Annotated in this window: 25 protein-coding genes; 22 read left to right on the top strand and 3 right to left on the bottom strand. The window is 36.5% G+C overall.

All coding sequences use genetic code 11. The annotated features are described in order from the left end of the window. Window positions 1-657: 657 nt before the first annotated feature. The gene (grxD, locus tag A1D18_RS06675; protein ID WP_071663045.1) at window positions 658-966 is read right to left on the bottom strand and encodes a Grx4 family monothiol glutaredoxin; all 309 of its coding nucleotides are present in this window, start codon (window positions 964-966) and stop codon (window positions 658-660) included. A 230-nt stretch (window positions 967-1,196) separates the two neighbouring features. On the opposite strand from grxD, the gene A1D18_RS06670 reads away from it, so the two are divergent. The 11 genes from A1D18_RS06670 (at window position 1,197) to A1D18_RS06620 (ending at window position 10,709) form a co-directional block, all read left to right on the top strand. Further along, complete coding sequence (locus A1D18_RS06670; RefSeq protein WP_071662998.1) at window positions 1,197-1,784, top strand: superoxide dismutase; 588 nt, start codon at window positions 1,197-1,199, stop codon at window positions 1,782-1,784. A 23-nt stretch (window positions 1,785-1,807) separates the two neighbouring features. Next, entirely contained in the window at window positions 1,808-3,001 is a 1,194-nt protein-coding gene (locus tag A1D18_RS06665) for an aspartate aminotransferase family protein (RefSeq protein WP_071662997.1), read from the top strand. Then, on the top strand, window positions 2,998-4,167 hold the full coding sequence (locus tag A1D18_RS06660; RefSeq protein ID WP_071662996.1) for a trans-sulfuration enzyme family protein: 1,170 nt from the start codon (window positions 2,998-3,000) through the stop codon (window positions 4,165-4,167). The genes A1D18_RS06665 and A1D18_RS06660 overlap by 4 nt, the downstream gene beginning before the upstream one ends. Window positions 4,168-4,250: 83 nt before the next feature. Then, window positions 4,251-4,535, top strand: a complete 285-nt coding sequence (locus A1D18_RS06655) for a hypothetical protein (RefSeq protein ID WP_071662995.1) — start codon at window positions 4,251-4,253, stop codon at window positions 4,533-4,535. Between the two features lie 11 nt (window positions 4,536-4,546). Continuing rightward, window positions 4,547-5,587, top strand: a complete 1,041-nt coding sequence (locus A1D18_RS06650) for a tRNA (5-methylaminomethyl-2-thiouridylate)-methyltransferase (RefSeq protein WP_071662994.1) — start codon at window positions 4,547-4,549, stop codon at window positions 5,585-5,587. 86 nt (window positions 5,588-5,673) lie between these two features. Further along, window positions 5,674-5,901, top strand: a complete 228-nt coding sequence (locus A1D18_RS06645) for a sulfurtransferase TusA family protein (RefSeq protein ID WP_071662993.1) — start codon at window positions 5,674-5,676, stop codon at window positions 5,899-5,901. Continuing rightward, window positions 5,902-7,026 carry a cation diffusion facilitator family transporter gene (locus A1D18_RS06640; RefSeq protein ID WP_071662992.1) on the top strand — a complete coding sequence of 375 codons (1,125 nt, stop codon included), beginning with the start codon at window positions 5,902-5,904 and terminating at the stop codon, window positions 7,024-7,026. After that, window positions 7,023-7,808: an exodeoxyribonuclease III gene (xth, locus tag A1D18_RS06635; RefSeq protein ID WP_071662991.1), complete on the top strand. Its 786-nt coding sequence runs from the start codon at window positions 7,023-7,025 to the stop codon at window positions 7,806-7,808. Before A1D18_RS06640 ends, xth begins: the two co-directional genes overlap by 4 nt. Before the next feature lie 10 nt (window positions 7,809-7,818). Then, a complete protein-coding gene (hspQ, locus tag A1D18_RS06630) occupies window positions 7,819-8,139 on the top strand; it encodes a heat shock protein HspQ (RefSeq protein ID WP_245756796.1) in 321 nt (106 codons plus the stop codon). A 160-nt stretch (window positions 8,140-8,299) separates the two neighbouring features. Next, window positions 8,300-8,914, top strand: a complete 615-nt coding sequence (locus A1D18_RS06625) for a SixA phosphatase family protein (protein WP_071662990.1) — start codon at window positions 8,300-8,302, stop codon at window positions 8,912-8,914. Then, window positions 8,907-10,709 carry a tetratricopeptide repeat protein gene (locus A1D18_RS06620; protein ID WP_071662989.1) on the top strand — a complete coding sequence of 601 codons (1,803 nt, stop codon included), beginning with the start codon at window positions 8,907-8,909 and terminating at the stop codon, window positions 10,707-10,709. Before A1D18_RS06625 ends, A1D18_RS06620 begins: the two co-directional genes overlap by 8 nt. 113 nt (window positions 10,710-10,822) lie before the next feature. Here A1D18_RS06620 and A1D18_RS06615 read toward each other — a convergent pair whose 3' ends face one another. Beyond that, window positions 10,823-11,446, bottom strand: coding sequence for a c-type cytochrome (locus A1D18_RS06615; RefSeq protein WP_071662988.1), 624 nt, complete (start codon window positions 11,444-11,446; stop codon window positions 10,823-10,825). Window positions 11,447-11,589: 143 nt separating this feature from the next. Between A1D18_RS06615 and yihA the strand changes: the two genes are divergently transcribed. From yihA to A1D18_RS06560, 11 genes are all read left to right on the top strand, one after another. Then, window positions 11,590-12,189, top strand: coding sequence for a ribosome biogenesis GTP-binding protein YihA/YsxC (yihA, locus tag A1D18_RS06610; RefSeq protein WP_084028777.1), 600 nt, complete (start codon window positions 11,590-11,592; stop codon window positions 12,187-12,189). Between the two features lie 118 nt (window positions 12,190-12,307). Beyond that, window positions 12,308-14,299, top strand: a complete 1,992-nt coding sequence (locus tag A1D18_RS06605; RefSeq protein WP_071662986.1) for an OPT family oligopeptide transporter — start codon at window positions 12,308-12,310, stop codon at window positions 14,297-14,299. Window positions 14,300-14,495: 196 nt separating this feature from the next. Next, a complete protein-coding gene (locus A1D18_RS06600; protein WP_071662985.1) occupies window positions 14,496-16,232 on the top strand; it encodes an ABC transporter permease in 1,737 nt (578 codons plus the stop codon). Window positions 16,233-16,240: 8 nt separating this feature from the next. Next, window positions 16,241-17,554 (top strand): ABC transporter ATP-binding protein, encoded by a 1,314-nt coding sequence (locus tag A1D18_RS06595; RefSeq protein ID WP_071662984.1) that lies wholly within the window; start codon window positions 16,241-16,243, stop codon window positions 17,552-17,554. 82 nt (window positions 17,555-17,636) lie between these two features. Continuing rightward, complete coding sequence (locus tag A1D18_RS06590) at window positions 17,637-18,608, top strand: KpsF/GutQ family sugar-phosphate isomerase (RefSeq protein ID WP_071662983.1); 972 nt, start codon at window positions 17,637-17,639, stop codon at window positions 18,606-18,608. Window positions 18,609-18,678: 70 nt separating this feature from the next. Beyond that, complete coding sequence (lptC, locus tag A1D18_RS06585) at window positions 18,679-19,248, top strand: LPS export ABC transporter periplasmic protein LptC (RefSeq protein ID WP_071662982.1); 570 nt, start codon at window positions 18,679-18,681, stop codon at window positions 19,246-19,248. A 12-nt stretch (window positions 19,249-19,260) separates the two neighbouring features. Then, window positions 19,261-19,806: a lipopolysaccharide transport periplasmic protein LptA gene (lptA, locus tag A1D18_RS06580; protein ID WP_071662981.1), complete on the top strand. Its 546-nt coding sequence runs from the start codon at window positions 19,261-19,263 to the stop codon at window positions 19,804-19,806. Beyond that, entirely contained in the window at window positions 19,803-20,528 is a 726-nt protein-coding gene (lptB, locus tag A1D18_RS06575; protein WP_071662980.1) for an LPS export ABC transporter ATP-binding protein, read from the top strand. Before lptA ends, lptB begins: the two co-directional genes overlap by 4 nt. A gap of 177 nt (window positions 20,529-20,705) precedes the next feature. Then, window positions 20,706-21,041: a ribosome hibernation-promoting factor, HPF/YfiA family gene (gene hpf / locus A1D18_RS06570; protein WP_071662979.1), complete on the top strand. Its 336-nt coding sequence runs from the start codon at window positions 20,706-20,708 to the stop codon at window positions 21,039-21,041. Window positions 21,042-21,060: 19 nt separating this feature from the next. Beyond that, a complete protein-coding gene (gene purB / locus A1D18_RS06565) occupies window positions 21,061-22,428 on the top strand; it encodes an adenylosuccinate lyase (protein ID WP_071662978.1) in 1,368 nt (455 codons plus the stop codon). An 87-nt stretch (window positions 22,429-22,515) separates the two neighbouring features. Next, window positions 22,516-23,286, top strand: a complete 771-nt coding sequence (locus tag A1D18_RS06560; protein WP_071662977.1) for a YiiX/YebB-like N1pC/P60 family cysteine hydrolase — start codon at window positions 22,516-22,518, stop codon at window positions 23,284-23,286. 12 nt (window positions 23,287-23,298) lie between these two features. Here A1D18_RS06560 and clpB read toward each other — a convergent pair whose 3' ends face one another. Next, on the bottom strand, window positions 23,299-25,902 hold the full coding sequence (gene clpB / locus A1D18_RS06555; protein WP_071662976.1) for an ATP-dependent chaperone ClpB: 2,604 nt from the start codon (window positions 25,900-25,902) through the stop codon (window positions 23,299-23,301). Window positions 25,903-25,929 lie beyond the last annotated feature (27 nt).

Raw genomic sequence — 25,929 nt, 5'->3', positions numbered from 1 at the left:
CTAAGCCCTAGTGTTACGAGTGAAGCAACAATCGCTTTGAGTTTCATACTCATCCATCTCCTTAATAGGTTGTTAACTCAACATTAGATTGTTTGAAAGCTAAATTTTTTGCTCTCTTAATTACCGGCAAATTAGTTTGCCGACTCAAACAAAAAATTAGTTTTACAAAAATCTAGTACTTCTTTAATTCTACGCTCGTAACACACCGATAAAAGTTGGAATATGCTACGCTCATAAAAATAATTCAAAAAACAATTTACTTATATTTATCCCTTGTTATTTCCTACCAAGGCTGTTTAATTTCCATTCCTGCTTTAAAAGCGATATCGGCGAAAATTAAACAACCCTGGTCTTGGCACCGCTGTAAATTTACAATTTACAGTTTCGCAAACTCTAAACGGAGACTTGCTTAGCGGTTTACCAGAACCGTTTTACAGATATTATATTTGTTTTTTTAAATTTTCAGCAATTTGGAAGGTACAAGACTTTGTTATTAGTGCTGAAATTAGCTTATCTTGAAAGACTCGATAGCTATTGCATTTTATACCGAACACCATGACTTATGTCAATGGTTTCATTATAAGAATACGCCATACTACCTTAGCCTACAAAGAACACTTACCAATTAAAGGAAAATAGATGCTAAATCAATTTAAATCAAGTTTCTGATAATTTTTTTTGTAGCTCACCCGTTTTGTAAAGTTGCTCAATGATATCGCATCCTCCTATTAACTCCCCTTTGTAATAAAGTTGTGGAAAAGTTGGCCAGTTAGAATAGAGAGGGAGTTCACGGCGTATATCACTCTCTTCCAGTACATTGACATGTGCAAATTTTACACGACATGCTTTTAATACTTGTACTACTCGAGCAGAAAAACCACAACAAGGCTTTTCTGGAGACCCTTTCATATAGAGAATCAGTGGATATTTTGTAATTTGTTGCTTGATTGTTTCTAATGTATTCATTTCAGTAATAGACATTGATTTTCCTCGCTTAAAATTGGTAAATTTTTTACCTTTATTATTACAGTTAGGTCGTTTTTATTTTTTATCTAAATGACGCTCAGATTTCCTATGCAAAAAACTACACAAAACAAAACTTACAGTAAGCCTGATTTAAATGCTTGCCTTATTATTAGCTGGATTTTAAACTGATGTTAGCAATTTTAGCAAATCGATAAAAATAGGATACTCCCATGAAGCACGAGTTACCCCCTTTACCCTATGCCTTAGATGCCCTGGCTCCCGTTATTTCGAAGGAAACCTTAGAATATCATTATGGAAAACACCATAAAGCCTATGTTGATAAACTTAATGAATTAATTCTCGGTACAGAATTTGAAGATTTATCCTTGGAACATATTATTAAAAAAGCGCCTCCGGGTCCCATTTTTAATAATGCTGCTCAAGTCTGGAATCATACCTTTTATTGGCATTGTATGACGCCAGATGCATCTAAAAACAAATTAAAAGGACCTTTAGAAGAAGCTATTAAACTATCCTTTGGATCGGTCGACAAATTTAAAGAGGCTTTTGTTAAGGCCGCTATTGCTCAATTTGGCTCAGGATGGGCTTGGCTAATCAAAGATGATGCACAAGGTTTAAAGATAGAAACCACCGCTAATGCTTTAACCCCGATGAGTGAGCGTAAATCCTGCTTATTTACGTGCGATGTATGGGAGCACGCTTATTATATCGACTATCGCAACGCACGACCAAAATATCTTGAGAAATTTTGGGAAGTAGTGAATTGGGGTTTTATTGCTGAAAATTTCGAAAAATAATTAAGACAACAGAGAAAATAGCTATGTCATCTGCCTTGATGCCTATTTACCCAAATCGACTGCCTATTGCCTTTGAAAAAGGCTCAGGAGTTTGGCTTACCGATATTCAAGGAGAAAGATATTTAGATGCTTTAGCAGGTATCGCAGTATGTGGCTTAGGCCATGCCCATCCAGCCATCACTGAAACGATTTGCAATCAAGCTGCAAAGTTAATTCACACATCTAATACTTACCATATTCCTGAACAAGAAATATTAGCTTCTGAATTGGCACGTGTATCGGGAATGGATCAAGTTTTTTTTTCGAATTCGGGTGCAGAATCTAACGAAGCAGCCATCAAAATGACGCGCCTTTATGCACGCAAAAAAGGGATCGAACAACCCATCATTTTAGCCATGAAAAATGCCTTTCATGGTAGAACCATGGCAACTCTCAGTCTATCGGGTAGTGAGCGTTTACAAATTGGTTTTGAACCTTTATTAGAGCGCTTTATTCATATCCCATTTAATGATGTAGCTGCATTAGAAAATACTATAAAGCAACATAAAAAAAATATAATTGCTATTATGTTAGAGCCGATTCAAGGAGATGGCGGGATTACAGCAGCAACACCACGTTTTTTACAAGCTATTCGAAATTATTGTGACCAATATGATTGGCTTATGATACTCGACGAAATACAAACCGGCCTTTGTCGTACCGGACCTTGGTTTGCCTATCAATCGTACCATATTTTTCCTGATATCGTTACGATTGCTAAAACCTTAGGTAATGGCTTTCCAATTGGCGCTTATTGTTCTCGTGGAAAAGCAAATAATATTTTTCCCATTGGAAAACATGGTTCTACATTTGCGGGTAGTGCCTTAGCCTGTGCCGTCGCCATCACTGTTATTAAAACTTTAGAAAAAGAAAATATGTCTGCACATGTAAAAAAAATAGGAGCTTATTTGATAAAAAAATTACAACATTGTTTTGCTAAACATCTACATGTCGTTGCTATAAAGGGACAAGGACTCATGATAGGCATTGAACTCGATATTGAATGTCGTAATATTCCTAGAATTGGATTAAAACATCGTTTGCTTTTTAACGTTGTTTCTAATAATACGATCCGTCTTTTACCTGCTTTAATTCTACAAGAAACTGATGCGGATGAAATCTGTCAACGCTTAGTTAAAACCATCGATGAATTTTATCATTCATCAACAAACTTATGAAAAAAGTAAAGAAAACACTAGATTTTGCTACGCGCTGCATCCATGCTGGACAAATACCCGATCCAAGTACAGGTGCTTTAATAGCGCCGATTTACGCAACCTCGACCTACGCGCAAAAAAGTCCGGGCGTACACCAAGGCTTTGAATATTCTAGAACGCAAAACCCTACACGATTTGCTTACGAACGTTGTATTGCTGATTTAGAAAATGGTCGTGCTGGATTTGCTTTTGCCTCTGGAATGGCGGCTATTAATACGTTACTAGAACTATTAAATCCTGGTGATCATATTATCGGCATGGATGATTTGTATGGTGGAACAGTACGTTTATTTAATCAAATTAAGCAACGATCATCCGGATTAAATTTTTCATATGTCGATATGACTGATTTAAATAATCTAAACCAACACATCAAACCCGAAACTAAATTGTTATGGATGGAATCCCCAACTAATCCCTTATTAAAATTAGTTGATATCGCACAAGCTGTTAAAATTGCTCGACAATATAAAATAATCACTGTACTTGATAATACGTTTGCTACTCCTTGGATCCAGCAACCTTTATCATTAGGCTGTGATCTCGTTGTCCATTCTGCCACTAAATATTTAAATGGACATTCCGATATGATCGGAGGCATCGTAGTAGTAGGTGACAATCCTGAATTAATTGAAAAAATAAGCTATTTACAAAATGCGATGGGGGCCATACAAGGTCCTTTTGATAGTTTTCTTGCCTTGCGAGGCTTACATACTCTAGCCTTACGCATGCAAAGACATAGTGAAAACGCATTAAAAATTGCTCAGTTTCTAGAACAACACCATAAGGTCGAAAAAGTCTTTTATCCTGGTTTAACAAATCATCCCCAACATAAATTAGCTAAAAAACAAATGCTTAACGGCTTCGGCGGAATTGTTAGTTTTGTGTTGAAAGGTAGCTTTGAAGAAACACAGCACTTCCTTCAACGTTGCCGTTTATTTACGCTGGCAGAAAGTTTAGGTTGCGTAGAAAGTCTTGTGGATCATCCGGCCATTATGACTCACGCTGCTTTGCCGTTAGAAACTCGTGAACGTCTCGGCATTACCGAGAATCTGCTGCGTTTATCTGTAGGAATAGAAGCGGTGCAAGACCTTATTGATGATCTTGAGCAAGCATTAACATCCTAAAAAACATTTTTTAATAGGCCTGATTAAAATTGCTTGAAAGCTAGTAGTTAAAACTTCTATATTGATTATTCTTAGGAGAGCAAATGAATAAAAGTAAATTTTTATTACTTTTTTCTTCACTATTTTTGTCAGCTTGTCATTCAAGTTTAGACACAGATAGAGTAGCACCCTTAAATAGCGAGCCATTTACGTTTAAATTTACTCCTGGAAAAGCCAAAACTCCTTCGAGTATAATGCCCACCGGGTTTGGCCCCATCAGAGGACCCTCCATAAACTCACCCAATGAAGAAAATTCCATTACCAAAGATTTAGGCCGATGTGGAAATAACCTACTGAATCAACAATTACATTTTGAATTTAATTTTTGAATGGTTCGATTATGAAAAAAGCAGTTGCTCTGATTTCTGGTGGCTTAGATTCTATGCTTGCTGTGCGGGTTATTCAAGAACAAGGTATTTATGTAGAAGGCATTAATTTTTATACGGGATTTTGTATTGAAGGACACACACAAGCCATTCGTAATTCTCAGCATAAAAAACCTAAACGTAACCAAGCTTTATGGGTTGCGGAACTTCTAGGAATTAAATTACATATCATTGATATTATTCAGGAATATAAAAAAATAGTCTTGAATCCTAAATATGGTTACGGTGCACATCTCAATCCTTGTCTCGATTGTAAAATTTTTATGGTGAATCGAGCTAAGCAATGGATGGAGCAACATCAATTCGATTTTATTATTACCGGAGAAGTGATTGGTCAAAGACCAAAATCTCAACTTAAAAAAAATATGCCTATTGTGGCACATGAATCTAAAGCCGATGATATTTTATTGCGGCCACTTTGTGCCAAACAATTAGCGCCGACTTTAGTAGAGCGTGAAGGCTGGGTTGAGCGTGATAAACTCTATGGATTTTCGGGTCGTAGCCGCAGCCCACAATTCGATTTAGCAAAAAAATTCAATTTTCAAGAATATGCTCAACCAGCCGGCGGTTGTTGTTTTTTAACAAATGGTCATTACACACAAAAACTCAAAGATCTTTGGAAACACCGCGGGAAGAAAGACTATGAATTTGAGGATGTTATCTTACTTAAGGTAGGTCGGCATCTACGACCCCATCCTGATTTTAAGCTCATTATTGGTCGAGACGAAGGTGAAAATCATTTTCTTGAAACCTATCAACATCAATATACCTCAATAAAACCTATTAGCCACTTAGGCCCTTTAAGCTTAATTGATGGTAAAACTACTGCTGAATACATTCATTTTGCAGCACAAATCTCTGCTCGCTTTACCGACGCTAAATCCAATGATAAGGTAACTTTAGAAATTAACGCATTGAGTGGTTCAGTCCAAACCGTTACAGTTAACCCTTTTACTGCAGATCAAATCCCTAAGAAGTGGTATATTTCAGGTTAGCGGGTATTTTCTGAATAAACTATTTTTTTAAATAAAGTCTGTTAATTTTATAAAATAACTTTAGATACAGCAAAAACTAAATCATTATGACTCACCAATTAGATGCTCGACGTTTGCTCTGTCCTTTACCTGTTATTAAAGTACAAGCCCGCGTAAAAACATTAAAGCCCGGAGATATTTTAGAGATTGTCTGTACTGATAAAGGGAGTCTGTCTGATATTTCAGCGTGGTGTCGTATCCATGGCCATTATTTACTATCCAGCAGTACACAATGTCGAGAAATTTTCATGGCTATACAAATAGGTAGTTGTTAAATGCATACTTCCCGCTATGAACAAACTCGCTCTATTGCTTTATGGGGAGGATTAAAAAATATCCTATTAGCAGGACTAAAAATAATCTTTGGTATTATTGGTCATTCTCATGGTTTACTAGCAGATGGAGTTCATTCTCTATCTGATTTAATTGTTGATAGCGTCGTTATCATTGCCGCAAAATTTGGTAATAAAGCAGCTGATGAAGATCATCCTTATGGACATGGTCGCATCGAAACAGCGGCTACCGTTTTATTAGCGTTAATATTAGCTATTGCGGCATTTGCGATTATTATTAATGCTTTTATTACTATCGCTGCTATCCATGCCATTATCATACCGTCTCAAATTGTTTTATGGATTGCACTGAGTTCAGTTTTACTCAATGAGATACTTTATTTCTGGACAAAACACATCGCGACTCGAATTAAATCTAAATTGTTAATGACCAATGCTTGGCATCATCGGAGTGATTCAGCCACATCTATAGCGGTTGCTATAGGTGTGATTGGAGCTTGGCTAGGATTCCCTAAATTGGATGCGGTTGCGGCTATTATAGTCGGTTTAATGATTTTAAAAATAGCTTGGGATTTTGGCTGGCATAGTATTCGCGAATTAGTGGATACTGCGCTTAGTATTGAAGAAACTGAAAAAATTAAATTATTTATAAAAGAAATTCCCGGTGTAAAAGCCATTCATCAATTACGAACACGCTCAATTGCAGGTTCTATCTTTTGTGATGTGCACGTTTTAGTTGATCCATCCATTAGTGTTTCGGAAGGGCATTATATCGGCCAAGAAGTCGACAAGCGTTTGATTGAATCATTCCCAGATATTACTGATGTTACCGTTCATATTGATACAGAAGACGATGAATTAATTAATCCCTCTTATAATTTACCTGATCGGAATACCCTACAAAAAATCTTACAGCAACATTGGCATGATTTACTTCCCGAAACAGCCATTAAAACGGTAGTTTTTCATTATTTAGACGGTAAAATCACTATTGACTTGAAATTACCTCTCGTTTTGAGTAGCCAAGTTGATTTAGAAGCTCGGTTAAAAAAAATAGTAGAGAGAGAAAAATTTATCACAGAGATTAAAATTTTTTATTATAAATGAACAAATTATTTAAAATTGCAACTTGGAATGTTAATTCATTACGCGTACGCTTAGAGCATGTTTTAACTTGGCTGAACTCACATCAACCTCACTTACTTGCCGTACAAGAAACAAAAGTTGAAAACCACCATTTCCCTGAAGAACCATTCAAAAAAGCAGGTTACCATGTCTTATATAATGGTCAAAAAACTTATAATGGTGTTGCTTTCATTAGTCGTATTCCCATGCAAAATGAAGTCACTTTCTTACCGGATTTTGATGACACTCAACGACGTATATTAGTAGTCAACATAGGAGCTTTGCGTATTGTCAATATTTATGTGCCTAATGGTTCAAATTTAGATTCTGAAAAATTTATTTATAAATTACAATGGCTAAAACAATTAAAAATCTACTTACAACAAGAATTAATCCACCATCCCTATTTAATCGTACTAGGTGATTTTAATATCGCCCCGGAAGATAAAGATATCCATGACCCACAAATGTGGCAAGGTAACGTATTAGTTAGCCCCGAGGAACGTCAAGCTTTAAAAGCAATATTGGCTTTAGGATTTAAAGACAGTTTTCGATTATTTAATAATGAGCCAGGTCATTACACATGGTGGGATTACCGAGCCGGAGCTTTTCGGCGAAATCATGGTTTACGTATTGATCACATATTAAGTAGCAATGCCTTAACTTCCCAATGTATTGCTTGTGAAATTGATAAAGAAATAAGACGGTGGGAAAAACCGTCGGATCATGTCCCTGTCATAGCAACTTATCAAAATATCAGCTAGGATTTAAGTTATGATGGAGCCTATAAAAGCACGTTTCGGAATCGGAGAAATTGTCCAGCATAGTTTATTTGGCTATCGTGGTGTCATTGTTGACGCTGATGCTGGCTTTCAAGGAGATGACGCTTGGTATAGCAAAAATGCTCCTGGAAATCCTCCTAAAAACCAACCTTGGTACCACATTTTAGTTCATGGTTCTGTTCACCATGCTTATGCAGCCGAAATGAATCTAACTAAGGATGATACACTGGATCCCGTTGAGCATCCTGAATTAGATTATTTTTTTGATAACTTTAAAGATGGTGTCTACCATCGCCGTCGTTATAGCAATTGAATGGATAACGCTACCATTGGGGATGTGTCATTATTCAGCGAGAGTCAGAAAGCGTGGTTTTTCGAGTATCGTAAGGGAACATACTGATCACGCAGAAAATACCACGATTTATGGCCATCATCGTGCGAAATAACGACATCTCCTAGTAAAAACTAAATCTATGAAAAACTTAATACTCATTCGACATGCCGCAACCCATCCACAACACGTTTTTAAAAGTGATAAAGATCGTTTGCTTACTCAAATAGGTTTTCATCAAGTTGAAAGTATCGTAAAACAATTAAAAGAAAAAAAAAGTTTGCAAGATTATTTATACTCACCGCAATTGGATTTTTCGCAAGGCGGCACAAAAACGAAGCAACCAGAGTGTATTAACCTACATGAAGATTGCGAGTTGAGCAGCAACACAGACAAAAACTTACGTACGAAGCGTATACTGTGTAGTCCAGCTAAACGTGCGGTACAAACAGCTCAGCTTCTTTGCAAAAAGCTAGAAATAAATCCAAAACTCATTAATCTTAGTCCCATACTTTACTCTGGCGATACGGAAGCTATTTTAAAATCAATTTCATCACAGAATTTATCTAACCACGTTTTCATAATAGGCCATAATCCTACATTGAGTTGCTTAGCCCATAAGCTATGTCCGAGTACACACTCTATTATTCTACCTACCGCAGGTGTCATTTCATTAAGTTTTGATATCATCAATTGGGATGATTTATTAACTCAACAAGGAAAGCTACTCTTTTTTATTGAGCCCAAACATGAATGAAAACAACGCGCGCGGCGATCAAAATTCTCTATTAAACTCAAACCAGATCTTGATATCTGGCAATGAAATGAAACAACCCCCTCAGCCTGAAGAAGAACTCTCCGCTGAGGTATTGTTTCAACAAGCTTTAGAGGCTCATGCATTGGGCGATATAAAATATGCTAAAGATAGCTATGAATATATATTAAGTAAACAACCCGACCATGTAGAAACTATTCATGCTTTAGGGTTGCTTGCTAGTGAGCTCCAACAATGGGAGGTCGCGATCGCTTGGATACAAAAAGCTTTATCTCTCCAACCTAATTCTGCACGTTTTCATCTTCATCTAGCAAATGCTTTTAAAAAAACTAATCAATTTGAATTTGCTTTAACACATTATCAAGCTGCTTTGCATTTAAACCCAGAATATGCTGAAGCTCATAATAATTTAGCTGGCTTATTTTATAAACAAAATCAATTAAATACCGCATGTCAACATTATAAACAAGCTGTTGTTCTAAAACCGGATTACCTGGAAGCACATTTTAATCTAGGCTTAGTATTTTTAGCTCAACAAGAAAAAAAGACGGCATTAACACAATTCAAAAATGTATTGAGCTTACATCCAAATTCTATTCCGGCACATTGGCAACTCGCGAATATTTACTGGCAGGATCAAGATTTAGAAAAGGTCCACTATCATTATGAAAAAATCCTCGTTCTGGATCCAAACTCAGTAGACCTATTAAATAATTTTGCTGCCTTAATGTTAAAAAAAGAGCGGCCAGACGTAGCGATTGATTATTTCAAACGTGCATTGGTTATCGATCCTAAACACAAAACAGCCAGAAATAATCTTGCAGCCACTTTACTCCAAGCTAATCAATTCAAAGAAGCTATATGGCATTATTCTTTATATCTAAATTTAGAGCCATTAGATGTTGAAGCACTTTTTAACCGCGCCCATAGCTTAATGTTAACTGGTCATTTAAATGAAGCCATAATCGATTTAAAAAAAATTTTGACTATAGATGATCAACAAATAGATGCCTATTGTAATCTTGCGGCCATTTATCTAAAGCTAAATGATCGTATTGCTGCTTTAACTCATTATCAAACTATTTTAAATTTGACCCATAAACACGCCATTGCCAATTATATGGTCAGTGCCCTCACCCAACAATCTATACCGGACAGTGCCCCCTTAGAATATATTAAAAATTTATTTGATAACTATGCCTTTCAATTTGATGCACATTTACAAAATATTTTACTCTATAAAACACCTAAATTATTGCGAGAGCAGTTAAATCCTTTCTTGAAGAATAAACAATATAACTTACTCGATCTAGGTTGTGGCACGGGCCTTAGTGGACAGTCCTTTATTGATATTGCAAAAAAAATAACCGGTATAGATATTTCACGTAATATGCTCAATAAAGCTAAAGAAAAAGCCTGTTATGATATTTTGATAGAAAACGATATCTTAAATGGCGTAGCTGAATTAAAAGACTATTTTGATCTTATCTTGTGTATAGATACCTTAGTATATTTTGGCAATCTTAATGAGTTTTTCGCTAAAATAATGCCTCGTTTAGCGACTAATGGCCTCTTCGCCTTTTCTATTGAGCTTGCCGATGGAATTATTTCTTCATACACTTTGCAAACAAACGGCCGTTATCAACACGCTGAAATTTATGTCAGAGAATTAGCTAAAAAAAATGAGTTAACACTATTAAAATATACTAATGTAGTAGGGCGCCAACAAGACAACCAAGCAATTAACACAGGCTTATTCATTTTTCATAAAAAATAATAATATCGATCGCAAAAAGTCCTATTACTCGAGATTTTCGGTGCTCCTGTGCAACTCATTATGGAATGTGTCTGTTGATAACTACGGAGCATGAAAATATTACCCCATAACTGTTAAGAATATAAACCTGAAATATAATTTGATACGGCGATAATTTCTGTGTCATTCATTTTTTTGGTAATTATTGACATCATCTGATGCTTATCATTATTGCGCTTACCGTCACGAAATGCTTTTAATTGCGTAACAATATATCGAGCATGTTGTCCACTTAAACGAGGAAATCCGGCCGGAGGATTTCCTAAGCCCGCAGGTCCATGACAAGCTAAGCAAGCAGGTATTTCTTTATTTGAATCTCCGCCACGATAAATTCTCTGCCCTAAAGAAAGTAAATGGACCTGTGCAGTATCAATAGTTCCTAACAAACGTGCATAATAGTTCGCTATTTTGATTTTTTCTTTTTCCGACAATGCAACAATTAATGAATTCATTATTGGATTATCACGCCCAAGTTTCACATTGGGTTGAAAATCTCGCATTTGCTTCATTAAATAATTAACATTCTGACCCGCCAATTTTGGCCAATTTTCATTGACCGTGGAATTTCCTTGGATACCGTGACATAGCTCACATCCAGCAATAATGTCATTAAACGGTTTTTCAACGATTTTGGCACTACTCGGCGAAACCCCTAATAAAAAAAAGAATATAAAGATAAAATTTTTGTAATCAAGCATAACTTTTTATGGAGTTTTGGGAAAAAATAATTGATATTGCTAAAGACAATTAGATAGTTTATAGTTTTGGCAGGCTTTAACAAACTATAAAAATAACATAAAGGCCAGGGAATTTTTCTTTTTTAATTAAGCGGAAGATAACCTTGAGATCCCATGTCTTTCCACTTACTGTCTTTTTAAAAAGCGTAGCCCAATTAGACCAACTACCTACAGACCAAGGCGTAGAAGTTGCATTTATTGGCCGTTCCAATTCTGGAAAATCTACAGCAATTAACTCAATTACTGGGAAAAAAGGCTTAGCCAAAACCAGCAAAATCCCAGGACGCACTCAATTATTAAATTTTTTTCAAATCAATGAACAACTACGTTTAGTCGATCTTCCTGGCTATGGATTTGCCAACGTCCCTAATGATAAAAAAACAGATTGGGAGAAAACTATTGCCACCTATCTAAAAACCAGAAAATCTTTAAAAGGACTTGTTATCACTATGGATATCCGTCACCCACTCAAGGACCGGGATCAAGCCATGCTAACCTGGGCCTCTCATTATCAAATACCGGTATATATCCTTTTGACTAAAGCAGATAAACTGACACGGAATCAAGCGGAAAATGTCTTGAAGTTAACAACCCAGCAACTAGCTACTCTTAATCAGCCGTATGAAATACAAATCTTTTCAGCTACTAAATCGATAGGTTTAACAAGCGTCCGCCATAGGATATTAAATTGGTTACATTCCTAATAGACCCACATTTCTTCCAATTCTTATTCCCAAGCTTCCCTTTTTCTTACAAAAATTTTTTGACCTCTACCACACAATGTGATAAATAAAATGATTACTAAAAAAAACCTCGGATTTCATGTCGTCACAACCCTCTGAAATAAGCTTTCGTGCCATCCTATTGGCCATTCTACTTGCTGTCATTTTAGCTGCAGCAAACGCTTATTTAGGCCTAAAGGTCGGCTTAACTATTTCCGCATCTATACCCGCCGCTATCCTTTCTATGGGTATCCTACGTTTTTTTAAAAACTCTTCGATACTTGAAAGTAATATTGTTCAAACTGGTGCATCTGCGGGTGAAGCACTGGTCGCAGGAACCGCATTTATTCTCCCTGCCTTAATAATTCTTCACTATTGGCAACATTTCGATTATTGGCAAACCGTAATAATTTCCCTAACTGGTGGAATTTTAGGAGTCTTATTTTCTATCCCTTTACGGAGGGTTTTATTAGCGGATCCTACTTTGCGCTTTCCAGAAGGTACCGCCATAGGCCAAGTTTTGAAAGTCAGTCAAAAAGGTAAAGGAAATCTTAAAGAGCTCATCCAAGGCGGATTTTTAGGTGCTTTTGTGGCACTCTTTCAATCAGGTTTTCAAATTATAGCAAGTAATTTTCCATTATGGTTTAAGGCAGATAATAAATTTATTTATGGATTTTCTTTTGGTTTTGAACCTGCATTACTAGCGGCAGGTTATATTGTTGGCATTGGCGTTGGGCTGAGCACATTACTCGGAGTCACCATCGGATGGGTCATTGGAATTCCTATTTTTAGCTATTTACATCCTCTCGCAATAGCTACTAGTCAATCTGCAGGCAGCTTAGCCACTAGCATTTGGCAATCCAGTATACGTCCAATTGGTGTAGGTACTATGTTAGTAGGTGGTTTATGGACGATGGTTCTGCTCATTAAACCTATTATTAAGGGAGTACATTCCTCTTTTGTCTCATTAAGAACCATTAAAGAAAGTGGTTATACCTCCTTACCTAAACACGAACGTGATATACCCATACACTATACTTTAACTTTATTAGGTATTTTAATATTACCATTAGGGTATATTTTATTTGGCTTTATAAATCATCCTGCTCTTGGATTAACTAGCACTATACAAATAATAACCTTAATTATCGGCGTTGTTTTTATCTTAATCACTGGCTTCTTTTTTTCCTCGCTGTGTGGTTACTTTGCAGGGCTTATCGGAAGTAGTCAAAGTCCCATTTCCGGTGTTTCTCTTTCGGTACTATTGTTCGCTTCCCTTACGTTACTGGCTATTTTTAGATGGGCTCCTGGCTTCACTCACGACAGTAAGCATTTTCTTGAAGGGGAAGGCTTGGCAATCATCATAGGAACACTGGTCAGTAGTAGCTGTGCTATTACCAATGACACGATTCAAGACCTAAAAGCCGGTCAAATTGTTGGTGCAACTCCATGGAAGCAACAAGTGATATTAATTTTAGGTGTCGTCGTTTCCGCTTTAATTTTAGCACCCACATTAGAACTATTATTTAATGCTTACGGAATTGGTGGTATTTCTCCTCCTGGACGACATATGGATCCCTCTCAAATGTTATCTGCGCCCCAAGCTACACTGATGGCAAGTTTAGTTTCCGGCGCATTTAAGCATAACTTACCCTGGAACTTAATAAGCATTGGTTTTGTTGTAGCTATTTTTTGCATCATCATTGACCACATACTACAAAGACGCGGTATGCGCTTGCCTGTATTAGCCGTTGGTATCGGTATCTATCTTCCCTTAAGCACCTCATCTGGATTAATTTTGGGTGGGCTCGCTTCCTATTTCGTAGAAAGGACATTAATTAAACATCACCCTATTCAAACAGAAAAATCGGCCGACAATGTTGCGAGGCAACGAGGGCTTACTTTGGCTTGTGGGTTAGTCGCTGGAGCTTGTTTAATGGGTGTGATATTAGCGATTCCTTTTACTTTAGCAAAATCTACCGATATATTGCGTCTTATGCCTGAGCATCTTACCTTACTCGCTAGTCTATTTGGCGTGCTATCAACACTGGGTATTTTGGGATGGATCTATCGTTCAGTCTGCAAAAATTAAATCTAATAAATTACATATTGACAAAATAAAAAAATCGAACTAGGCTCCCGCTAAATTTCAGGGGGTAAATATATGCCTCCCCTAGCTTGGCTTATTCACAGTGTGAATTTTTGATCAGACGAAGATTCAAGTGCGAAGAGTATAATAAACTAGTGGGGGCAAATATCTACCTCCCCAAACTAAATGGGGTAGGTGCATGTCAACATTCTACAATCGATTTTCCTTTAGAAATTCCTTTAAGATCCTTCCGAATGGCTGGGATTTGGTTGCCTTTATTATTGTGCTAGGGATGCTTGCTGCCTTTGTTTGGGCAGGCAAACAAATGACTGCTCCCTATCAAATCGGGCAACCCTTAGCTTTATCTTTAGATCCTCATCAGTTACCTAAATATGCTTTGTTTACCGTATTACGCCTATTTACAGCCATGGCGTTTTCCTTATTATTTACGTTTACTGTAGGAACTTTAGCCGCTAAAAATAAACGTGCCGCTAGTATTATTATCCCTTGTATTGATATCCTGCAGTCTGTACCAGTTATTGGTCTGTTATCCATTACCATAGTTGGATTTATTGCTTTATTTCATGGCAGTCGACTAGGTCCTGAAGTTGCCGCTATTTTTGCAGTTTTCACTGCTCAAGTATGGAATATCACACTCAGCTTCTATCAAAGTCTACGCTCGGTACCTACTGAATTGAAAGAAGCCGCCGATATGTTCCATTTATCTTCCTGGCAACGTTTTTGGCGCATTGATGTTCCTTTTAGTATGCCTGGCCTTCTATGGAATATGATGATATCTATGTCAGGCAGTTGGATTTTCTTAATTGCATCGGAAAGTATTTCTGTCAATAATCAAACGATAGTATTGCCTGGCGTCGGTTCTTATCTCGGGCTTGCGATTAGTCAAGCTAGTATTTCAGGCGTGATTTACACCATCCTTACTATGTTCATTGTAATTTTACTTTATGATCAACTCCTTTTCAGACCTTTATTAAATTGGTCAAAAAAATTTACCTTTGAACAAGTTAGTCCAGAGTATATTTCTCGTTCCTGGATTACTGTGCTATTACAACAAACCACTATTTTAAAGTATTTAGGCCGTTTTTTTGTAAAATTAGGTGATGCTTTCGTCAACATTTCTTTTTCAAAAGATATAAAAAAGGAAGTTATAAATAAAAAATCTAACCCTAATACACTGATCGAAATTATTTGGTATAGCAGCATTACACTAATGGTGGCTACATCACTTTGGCTACTATTACATTTCATTTTAAAACATATTTCATCACACGAATTAATTCACGTATTATTTTTAGGATTCGTAACCGCATTACGAATCATCACTATTATTCTGATAGCCAGTATCATTTGGATTCCTATTGGAGTTTTTATAGGATTAAATCGTCGTATTGCGGAGTGGGTACAACCCATTGCACAATTTTTAGCAGCATTTCCAGCCAATGTATTATTTCCTGTCGCAGTTATTTTAATTTTAAGATACCACTTAAATATCGACATATGGTCAACGCCATTATTATTACTCGGCACACAATGGTATATTTTATTTAATGTTATTGCAGGTACTGCTGCCTTACCAGAAGATCTTAAAGAAGCAACCAGCAATTTTGGTGTTAAAGGTTGGCAATGGTGGCGTCGTTTAATTTTACCTGGAATTTTTCCGCATTGGATCACAGGTACCATTACTGCAATTGGTGGGGGTTGGAATATGACTATCTTAACGGAAGTAATCAGTTGGGGCTCTACTACACTCACTGCCACTGGACTAGGTGCTTATATTGCAAAATCGACTGATGCCGGAGATTTTCCTCGCGTAGCGCTTGGAATGGCGATGATGAGTGTGTTTGTATTAGTCATGAACCATTTAGTTTGGCGTCCACTATACAATTTAGCTCAATCACGTTACCGATTAGATTAGGGGATATCATGAACAAAAAACCTATATTTACAGTAAAAGATATCAGCAAATCCTTTAAAAAAGCTGAACAACAAGAATTATTAGTCCTGGATAAAGTTAATTTCCAACTCTATGAAGATGAAATTGTTGCTCTATTAGGAAAATCCGGCTCAGGAAAATCGACACTATTACGTATCATTTCTGGTCTTTCTAACCCGAGCAGTGGCACAGTAACTTACCGAGAAAAAGTGGTGAGTGGGCCCGTACAAGGCATGGCGATGGTTTTTCAAAACTTTGCTTTGTTACCTTGGTTAACCGTTTTAGAAAATGTTGAATTAGGTCTCGAAGCACTACGAGTTCCTCGCGATGAACGTAGAACCCGATCTTTAAAAGCTATCGATATTATCGGCCTCGATGGATTCGAATCTGCTTATCCAAAAGAATTATCCGGTGGTATGCGTCAACGTGTAGGTTTTGCCCGCGCTCTTGTCATTAATCCCGATGTTCTATTAATGGATGAACCTTTTTCAGCCTTAGATGTACTCACTGCAGATAATCTTAAAAGTGATCTGCTTGATTTATGGGAGGCAAAACAAACAGGGACTCGTGGCATTTTATTCGTAACACACAATATTGAAGAAGCCGTTTTACTCGCTAACCGTGTCATCGTATTTGATAGCGACCCGGGTTGCATCCGATCCGAATTAAGCATTGATCTCCCTTATCCACGAATTGAACAAAATTCTGAATTTAGAAAATATGTTGATCAAATATACTCTTTAATTACCCGTCAAATGGATGAGCGTAAGAAACTGTTGATCAAAGAACAGCTACCACGTATTACCGATATCGGTTACCGTCTTCCTGATGCAGATATTTCTGAACTAACAGGTTTACTTGAAACGCTCGATCAGTCTGAATATCAAGGCCATGTTAGTTTACCTGAACTGACTGAATCACTCCACTTAGATGTCGATGACTTATTTCCATTGACTGAAGTATTAGATATTTTAGGTTTTGCTCATGTCAACAATGGAGAATTAATCTTAACAGAAGCTGGAAGATTATTTGCAAATGCTGATATCTTAGAGCGAAAAAAAATCTTTGCTGCTCATTTACTACGTTATGTCCCTTTAGCGAAACATATACGACAGGTTCTAGAAGAAAGACGCACTACCGGTCAACGTGCTTCCAGAGAACGTTTTTTGAATGAATTAGAAGATTATTTGAGTGAAAAGGAAGCTGAGCGGGTTCTTCGTACTGTAATTGATTGGGGTCGTTACGCAGAACTATTCGCTTATGCTAACAATACGGGGATGCTTAGCTTAGAAAATCCAAATTAAGCAAACAGACTCTTCGCCCTTGAATTTTTAAACTGTGTTGCCACTAGTGTCTTTCTAACTCTAAGTTATATGGCTAAAATTTATGACTATTAAAAAATTTTCCGAATCAGCTCGACAAGTAATTGAGACAGAAGGAAAAACTATTTTAAGTTTATTAAAAAAAATTGATTCGAGTTTTGATCAAGCCTGCGAATTACTTTTAAGTTGCCAAGGTCATATTGTTGTGATTGGAATTGGCAAATCGGGACATATTGGTAATAAAATCGCTGCTACTTTAGCAAGCACAGGAAGTCCTGCCTTTTTTATTCATGCGGCAGAAGCGAATCATGGTGATCTAGGCATGATTAGCTCCAAAGATGTGCTCATTGCCATCTCACATTCTGGAGAAACGAATGAACTCATCAGTATTCTTCCCACACTTAAGTTACTCAATATTCCTTTTATACTGATGACTGGAAATCCCCAATCTACTTTAGCGCAACAAGCAACTGTTATCATCCACATCCCTATAGAACAAGAAGCATGCCCTTTGGGATTAGCCCCTACTTCCAGTAGTACAGCCGCATTAGTCATGGGGGATGCCATCGCTATCTCTTTGCTCAATAGGCGTGGTTTTAGCAGTGATGATTTCGCAAAAGTTCATCCGAAAGGTCAATTAGGTCGACGTTTATTGTTAAAAGTAGCTGATATTATGCACTCTGGAAGCGCTATTCCAAACGTAAGAACTGGCACAGCTTTAATTGAAGCCCTCTATGAAGTTTCACAAAAGAGGCTTGGAATGACCATAATTACTGATAAAAACCAACACCTACTCGGTATTTTTACGGATGGTGATCTCAGACGAGCAATAGACCAGGGCTTAAATCTTCAAACTACTTTAGTTGATCACGTCATGACGTCTAATTGTAAAACCATAAATAAAGATAAACTTGCTGCAGAAGCTTTACGAATAATGGAAGACAACAAGATCACTACTTTAATTATTGTGGACAAAGAAAAAAAGCCTCTCGGAGTGGTACATATTCATGATATCCTGAGTCAGAGAATCACTTAATATACTCTTCGCACTTGAATTTCATTGCTGTGAGTATACAAGCGACTTATTTAAGCTTACATTCAATAGTATGTTTTCTAAAACACTATTCATTAATCTTATTCTTATTTCACTTATTTTATTGGGTACTTGGTATACATGGTTACAGTTGACTAGACCTGCAAACTCAACTATTACAGGAAGCCAACCTGATGCCTACGCAACTAAGGTTATAATCTATCATATTGATAAATCAGGTGATCTTTATGATCAATTAAACACGCCTTTATCAGTCCATTACCCCTCAGATGATAGTATTTCACTTACGACACCTATTTTTACTTTATTTTTAAAAAATAAAGAATCATGGCAACTTTCAGCTCGTTATGGCAAACTTAAAGAGGACAACGAGCTTCTACAACTTTGGAATAATGTCAAACTTGAGCAAAAACAAGGTTCAGATAACAAAACTGTCTCGACTTTAACGACATCAACTTTAGATATTCACCTTAAAGAAAAAACAGCTGAAACATCCGCACCGGTCATAATAACTCAGCTAAATCAAGAGATACATGCTGTAGGATTATATGCTAATTTTAATACAAAAACGATTCGACTTTTATCTCAAGTAAAGGGCCAACTCAAACCTGCAAAAAAGTAAATGAGGTTTAAGATGTGGATTCAACTTCAGTTGAAAAAAAAATCACTTAAAACAATTAAAAATTATTTATTATCTATAGCCTTATTAATAATGAATACTCTATCTATCTCTGCCTATGCGCATCCAAAAAATCTCACAGAACCTATCTATTTTGAATCTGATACCTTGCTCTATAATAATGAAACAAAACAAGGAATCTATCAGGGACATGTTAAATTGACTCAAGGGTCTGGAGTTCTCACCGCAGACTATGCTACCAGTTATTCCGACCAAAAAGGTCAGATCATTAAGGTAGTCGCTACCGGTAATCCAGCGCGTTATCGCGCACTTGTATTTCCTAATCGTCCTGAGTTAATTGCTACTGGAAATACGATCTATTATTATCCACAGAAAGATTGGCTAGAAGCCATAGGTAATGCTGAAATTGTGCAAGGACAGAATCATGTCAAAGGCCCTCAAATTAACTATGATTTTAAAAATAAAACCGTTGGTTCCCCTATCTCAAAAGAAGGTCATACTCAAATTATAATCCCTCCATTGCAACCTGTACTGTCATGAGTAAATTACACGCTATCAATTTGACCAAACGCTATCATTCTCGCGTTGTTGTCAAAAATGTTTCTATCGAACTAGAAACTGGAGAAGTAGTGGGCTTATTAGGCCCTAATGGAGCAGGAAAAACCACGAGCTTTTATTTAATCGTAGGTTTAGTTGCCAGTGCACAAGGAAAGATTTTATTAGATAACCATAATATTACCCATTTACCGATGCACGCCCGTGCTAAAGCAGGTATTGGTTATTTACCCCAAGAACCTTCAATATTTCGTAAATTATCTGTTGCTGATAATATCCTCGCTATTCTCCAATTACGCAAAGATCTTTCAAAAGAACAGCGCAAACAACATCTTGAAAATCTACTTCATGAGTTCCATATTACTCATATCCGCGATACATTAGGAATTAGCTTATCAGGGGGCGAACGTCGTCGTGTAGAAATTGCGCGGGCTTTGGCTATGGAACCAAAGTTCATGCTATTAGATGAGCCTTTTGCTGGAATCGATCCTATTTCTGTCGTTGATATTAAGCGCATGATTATTCACCTTAGTCAACGCGGCATCGGAGTTTTGATTACCGATCATAATGTTAGAGAAACCCTGACGATTTGCACGCGTGCTTATATAGTAAGCGAGGGAGAAACCATCTACGTGGGCACTCCAAAAGAAGTATTAAATAACCAACGTGTCAGGGAGGTCTATTTGGGTCATGAATTTGACCTATAGTCAGAGATTGTCTTAAATTATGCACAAACTGTCCATAAAACAAATTTAAATTACACTTTCGTTTAAAAAATAACCTAATAAAATCGTTTGCACTCTACTTTACTGTTCAACCTAAGGTATAATCACTGTTTTTTTCGAATAATATTAAAGACAATAGAATATAAAGTAGAGGGTCTAATGCAAATTACTATTACAGATGATGGCATTAAAGTTACGGATGCTTTAAAACAATATATACTCGATAAATTTAAACGCCTGGAACGTATAACCCATAAAACCACAACAATACACATCACCTTAAGTCTTGAAAACTTAGATCAAGTCGCTAAAGCTCTCGTGCATACCCATGGTACTGAATTTTACGCGAGTGCTGAAAATGAAAGTCTATATCCTGCTATTGATACTTTAATTGATAGAATAGAGCAACAAATCAATAAACATAAACAAAAAATCAAAGAAAAACGACATGATCGATCAGAAAAATATGGTCCAGAGGAATCCAAAGAACTGTAAAAAACTAATCGAGGCCCTTGTGCTACTTAATCCTTTAACCGCAATTTCTCCCATTGATGGTCGTTATTCAGATAAAACCGACATTTTACGTCCCTTATGCAGTGAATATGGTTTATTTTATTTTAGAGTACTCATTGAGATACGTTGGCTACAAGCCCTTGCTGCTCATTCTGGCATCCAGGAAATTTCTAAATTTTCTCCAACTACCCAACAACAATTAAATGATATTATTAAAAACTTTAGCTTGGAAGATGCTGAAAGAATTAAATTCTTAGAGAAGACTACCCGACACGATATTAAAGCAGTTGAGTATTTTTTAAAGGAGAAACTAGCTAATAATCCACAGTTAAAATCTATTCGTGAATTTATACACTTCGGTTGCACTTCCGATGACATTAATAATTTAGCTTATGCTTTAATGCTTAAAGAAGTACGCGCTCAACACTTATTACCCGCCATTCAACAATTTATCGTTTATTTAAAAAATTATTCACATCAATATTCTACGCATCCGATGCTGGGTCGTACTCATGGACAAGCGGCTGTACCCACCACGATGGGTAAAGAATTTGCTAATTTTACTCATCGTTTAATAGAGCAGGAAAAACTATTTGCTGCAGTAAAAATAGTCGGCAAATTTAATGGCGCTATTGGTAATTACAACGCCCATCGTATTGCTTATCCTGATATTAATTGGCCTGAACTTAATGAAAAATTTGTAAGCAGTCTAGATTTAGATTGGAATGCTTATACTACACAGATTGAACCTCATGACTATATCGCAGCCTATTGTGATTGTTTAAATCGAATTAATAATATATTAATTAATTTAGCGGCTGATTGTTGGGGTTATATTTCTTTAGGTTATTTCAAACAAAAAACTAAGATAGGTGAAGTAGGCTCATCTACCATGCCACATAAAATTAATCCCATCGATTTTGAAAACGCAGAAGGAAATTTTAGCTTAGCTAATAGCTTATACCAACATTTTTCTAAAACATTGCCTATCTCTCGTTGGCAACGAGATTTAAGAGATTCAACCTTGCTACGTAATCTTGGAGTAGCTTTTGCATACAACTTAGTCGCCTTAAAAAGCTTATATTCTGGTTTAGAAAAAATTTCTATCGATGATAGAAAATTACTGGAAGATCTTAATCAACATTGGGAAATATTAGCTGAAGCCATACAAACTATTTTAAGGAGATATGCGACTGAAATGCCCTACGAACAATTAAAAACCTTAACTCAAGGTAAAAAACTTAATCAAGAAACCCTTCATCAATTTATTAACAGTCTAAAAATATCTGATGATATTAAACAAAAACTATTCGAATTATCCCCTACCAATTACTTAGGCTATGCCACTGAACTGGCACAATCAATTTGAAATTTTAATCACGGAAAAAAGTTTTAAAATGCCTAATTAAATAAATAATTATTTCAGAAAAAATCGAATCTAGGGACCACTACACAGATGGATTTAACAAATAAACTATTCAACCCTTTTTTTAAATGGCTTAATAAAGAAGTAGAACCTCTTCAACCAATCCCTTTAAGTGATTTCAATAAACTTCGTTATGAATTACGACCTTGCGACGTTTTGCTAATAGAAGGTCGTAATCGTATCAGTCAAATGATTAAAGTAATTACCCGCAGCTCATGGTCACACGCTGCACTTTACATTGGTAGATTATACGACATTGAAGATAAAGTTATGCAAAAAAGAATTACTGAGTTTTATTCTGGGGATCCCAGCGAGCAATTAGTATTTGAAAGCTTATTAGGGAAAGGGGCTTTAATTTCTCCACTAAAAAAGTATGAAAAAGAACATATTCGCATTTGTCGCCCAAGAAATATTTCTTATCAAGAAGGACAAAAAATCATTAATTACACTATCAAAAACTTAGGTATAGAATATGATTTTAGATTAACCTTTGACTTGGGGCGCTTTTTAATGCCTTGGCCACTTTTACCTCGGAAATGGCACTCTACATTATTTAATTACAAACCAGGAACGAGAACGAAAGAAAGTTGTTCTTCATTATTAGCTGAGGCCTTTCAATCAGTCAATTTTCCGATATTACCTTTATTAAAAACTGATGGAAAAAGTCTTAAGCTTTATAAAACCAATCCCAGGCTATATTCGCCACGTGACTTTGACTACTCTCCTTATTTTGATATTATTAAATATCCTATGTACTTGGCTGCTATGCAGGACAGTCAAAGACTAAGCAAGAACAACTAACTAAAAAAACAATTATTTTTTAGTTTTATTTTTGCTTTTTTTTGCCGTTAATTTTATTTTTCCATCGATATAATCTACAAAAATTTTGTCTCCAGGTAAGAATTTTTCTTCAATCATATCTCTGGCAATCGGGTTTTCCAATTCTTGTTGAATGGTACGTTTTAAGGGTCGAGCCCCATAAACAGGATCATAGCCCATTTTAGCAATGTGATTAATCACCGCTTCACTGACTTCCAATTGTAAATCTCGTTCACTGAGGCGTTGACGTAATTGTTGCAGCTGGATTTCTGTAATAGCATGGATCTGTTTTTCATTTAGCGCGTGAAATACAACCACTTCATCGATACGATTAATAAATTCAGGTCGAAAATGTTGCGCAATAATATCCATCAGCGTACTTTTTAAAGCCGCATAATCTTTTTTTGACGTTAACTCTTGAATAATTTGCGAACCTAAATTTGATGTCATTACTATAACGGTGTTACGAAAATCTACTGTACGTCCATGCCCGTCTGTTAATCGCCCATCCTCTAATACTTGTAATAATAGATTAAATACATCAGCATGCGCTTTTTCAATTTCATCCAGAAGAACAACTGAATAAGGTTTTCGACGAACTGCTTCGGTAAGATAACCGCCTTCTTCATAACCGACGTAGCCTGGAGGTGCACCAATGAGACGCGCAACAGAGTGTTTTTCCATAAATTCAGACATATCTAAACGCACCATTGCATCATCAGAATCAAATAAAAATCCTGCTAAAGCTTTACACACTTCCGTTTTGCCGACGCCGGTAGGTCCTGAAAAAATAAATGATCCTATGGGACGTTTAGGATCTGATAAACCGGCACGAGAACGGCGAATAGCATTTGCGACAACAGAAATCGCTTCATCTTGACCCACCACACGTTGATGTAGCGCATCTTCCATATGTAATAATTTTTCTCGTTCACCTTCTAGCATCTTAGCCACTGGAATACCTGTCCATTGTGAAACAATTTCTGCAATTTCTTTTTCACTCACCTTATTCCGTACTAAATAAGGCTCTTTTTTTTCCATTTTCTGCGCAGCCAGTAATTTTTTCTTTAAAGCAGGAATATGACCGTATTGTAATTCGGACATTCGATTCAAATCTCCCGAACGACGCGCTTTTTCTAACTCAAATTGCACCTTTTCAAGTTCGCTTTTAATTTTTTGTTCGCCTTGTAAAGTCGCTTTTTCAGCTTTCCAAATTTCATTGAGATCCGCATATTTTTTTGAAAGATCAGTAATTTCATTTTCTAAATTTTTCAGTCTAATCTTGGAAGACTCGTCCGTTTCTTTTTTTAAAGCTTCTCGTTCAATTTTTAACTGAATTAATCGCCTATCTAAACGATCCAATTTTTCTGGTTTAGAATCGATTTCAATTCTGATTCGACTAGCGGCCTCATCGATAAGATCGATTGCTTTGTCCGGTAAATTCCTATCAGAAATATAACGATGTGATAAGGTGGCTGCAGCAACAATAGCGGAATCCATTATTTCCACGCCGTGGTGAATCTCATACCGTTGTTTTAAACCACGTAAAATGGCAATAGTATCTTCAACACTAGGCTCCTCTACTAGAATCTTTTGAAAACGACGTTCTAAAGCAGCATCTTTTTCAATATAGTTTCGATATTCATTTAAAGTTGTTGCTCCAATACAGTGTAATTGGCCTCTTGCTAAAGCAGGTTTTAACATATTTCCTGCATCCATAGCCCCTTCGGCTTTCCCTGCACCTACCATGGTATGCAATTCATCAATAAATAAGATAATTTGTCCTTCTTGCTTTGCAAGCTCATTTAAAACAGCTTTTAATCGCTCTTCAAATTCTCCGCGATATTTAGCTCCTGCAATTAATGAACCGATATCTAAAGCAAGTAAACGTTTGTTTCTTAATCCTTCTGGAACTTCGTGATTAATAATGCGCTGTGCAAGTCCTTCCACTACAGCCGTTTTACCCACACCGGGCTCGCCAATAAGCACAGGATTATTTTTTGTTCGTCTTTGTAAGACTTGAATCGTTCGACGTATTACATCATCCCGACCAATAACTGGATCAAGCTTTCCTTGCGATGCCTGCAATGTTAGATCAATTGTGTATTTTTCCAAAGCACCGCGACGACCTTCTGCTTCAGGATCATTAACAGCCTCTCCCCCTCGTATATCTTTTATTGCTTGTTCAATCAACGCTTTGCTAGCACCTGCTTTTCTTAATAAGTCACCCAAAATACCTTTATCTTGTATGGCAGCAAGTACAAATAACTCGCTTGATATATATTCATCATTTCTTTGTTGGGCAAGCTTATCGGTTACATTCAGTAAGCGAGTGAAATCTTTAGAAGGATAAATCTCGCCAGGAGTTGAAGACTGTACTTTGGGTAATCGGGCCATTGTCTGTTCCAAGTCTTTAGTTAATTGATTTAAATTAACATTAGCTTTACTTAACAAAGGTCGGACTGTCCCATTCTCTTGCTGCAACAAAGCAAACATTAAATGAGCAGGTTCAATAAAAGCATTATCTCGCCCTACAGCCAATGATTGAGATTCGGTTAAGGCATTTTGAAACTGGCTGGTTAATTTATTAAGGCTCATATTCCCCTCTAATTATCATTTATCTAG

The sequence above is a fragment of the Candidatus Rickettsiella isopodorum genome (assembly GCF_001881495.1).
Taxonomy (GTDB): domain Bacteria; phylum Pseudomonadota; class Gammaproteobacteria; order Diplorickettsiales; family Diplorickettsiaceae; genus Aquirickettsiella; species Aquirickettsiella isopodorum.
This window is presented reverse-complemented; position numbering and strand designations above follow the sequence as displayed.

Bases quoted from the DNA above. Each gene is read 5' to 3' on its own strand.
- grxD (WP_071663045.1), bottom strand. From the start codon at position 966: ATGAATACATTAGAAACAATCAAGCAACAAATTACAAAATATCCACTG.
- A1D18_RS06670 (WP_071662998.1), top strand. From the start codon at position 1,197: ATGAAGCACGAGTTACCCCCTTTACCCTATGCCTTAGATGCCCTGGCT.
- A1D18_RS06665 (WP_071662997.1), top strand. From the start codon at position 1,808: ATGTCATCTGCCTTGATGCCTATTTACCCAAATCGACTGCCTATTGCC.
- A1D18_RS06660 (WP_071662996.1), top strand. From the start codon at position 2,998: ATGAAAAAAGTAAAGAAAACACTAGATTTTGCTACGCGCTGCATCCAT.
- A1D18_RS06655 (WP_071662995.1), top strand. From the start codon at position 4,251: ATGAATAAAAGTAAATTTTTATTACTTTTTTCTTCACTATTTTTGTCA.
- A1D18_RS06650 (WP_071662994.1), top strand. From the start codon at position 4,547: ATGAAAAAAGCAGTTGCTCTGATTTCTGGTGGCTTAGATTCTATGCTT.
- A1D18_RS06645 (WP_071662993.1), top strand. From the start codon at position 5,674: ATGACTCACCAATTAGATGCTCGACGTTTGCTCTGTCCTTTACCTGTT.
- A1D18_RS06640 (WP_071662992.1), top strand. From the start codon at position 5,902: ATGCATACTTCCCGCTATGAACAAACTCGCTCTATTGCTTTATGGGGA.
- xth (WP_071662991.1), top strand. From the start codon at position 7,023: ATGAACAAATTATTTAAAATTGCAACTTGGAATGTTAATTCATTACGC.
- hspQ (WP_245756796.1), top strand. From the start codon at position 7,819: ATGATGGAGCCTATAAAAGCACGTTTCGGAATCGGAGAAATTGTCCAG.
- A1D18_RS06625 (WP_071662990.1), top strand. From the start codon at position 8,300: ATGAAAAACTTAATACTCATTCGACATGCCGCAACCCATCCACAACAC.
- A1D18_RS06620 (WP_071662989.1), top strand. From the start codon at position 8,907: ATGAATGAAAACAACGCGCGCGGCGATCAAAATTCTCTATTAAACTCA.
- A1D18_RS06615 (WP_071662988.1), bottom strand. From the start codon at position 11,446: ATGCTTGATTACAAAAATTTTATCTTTATATTCTTTTTTTTATTAGGG.
- A1D18_RS06605 (WP_071662986.1), top strand. From the start codon at position 12,308: ATGTCGTCACAACCCTCTGAAATAAGCTTTCGTGCCATCCTATTGGCC.
- A1D18_RS06600 (WP_071662985.1), top strand. From the start codon at position 14,496: ATGTCAACATTCTACAATCGATTTTCCTTTAGAAATTCCTTTAAGATC.
- A1D18_RS06595 (WP_071662984.1), top strand. From the start codon at position 16,241: ATGAACAAAAAACCTATATTTACAGTAAAAGATATCAGCAAATCCTTT.
- A1D18_RS06590 (WP_071662983.1), top strand. From the start codon at position 17,637: ATGACTATTAAAAAATTTTCCGAATCAGCTCGACAAGTAATTGAGACA.
- lptC (WP_071662982.1), top strand. From the start codon at position 18,679: ATGTTTTCTAAAACACTATTCATTAATCTTATTCTTATTTCACTTATT.
- lptA (WP_071662981.1), top strand. From the start codon at position 19,261: ATGTGGATTCAACTTCAGTTGAAAAAAAAATCACTTAAAACAATTAAA.
- lptB (WP_071662980.1), top strand. From the start codon at position 19,803: ATGAGTAAATTACACGCTATCAATTTGACCAAACGCTATCATTCTCGC.
- hpf (WP_071662979.1), top strand. From the start codon at position 20,706: ATGCAAATTACTATTACAGATGATGGCATTAAAGTTACGGATGCTTTA.
- A1D18_RS06560 (WP_071662977.1), top strand. From the start codon at position 22,516: ATGGATTTAACAAATAAACTATTCAACCCTTTTTTTAAATGGCTTAAT.
- clpB (WP_071662976.1), bottom strand. From the start codon at position 25,902: ATGAGCCTTAATAAATTAACCAGCCAGTTTCAAAATGCCTTAACCGAA.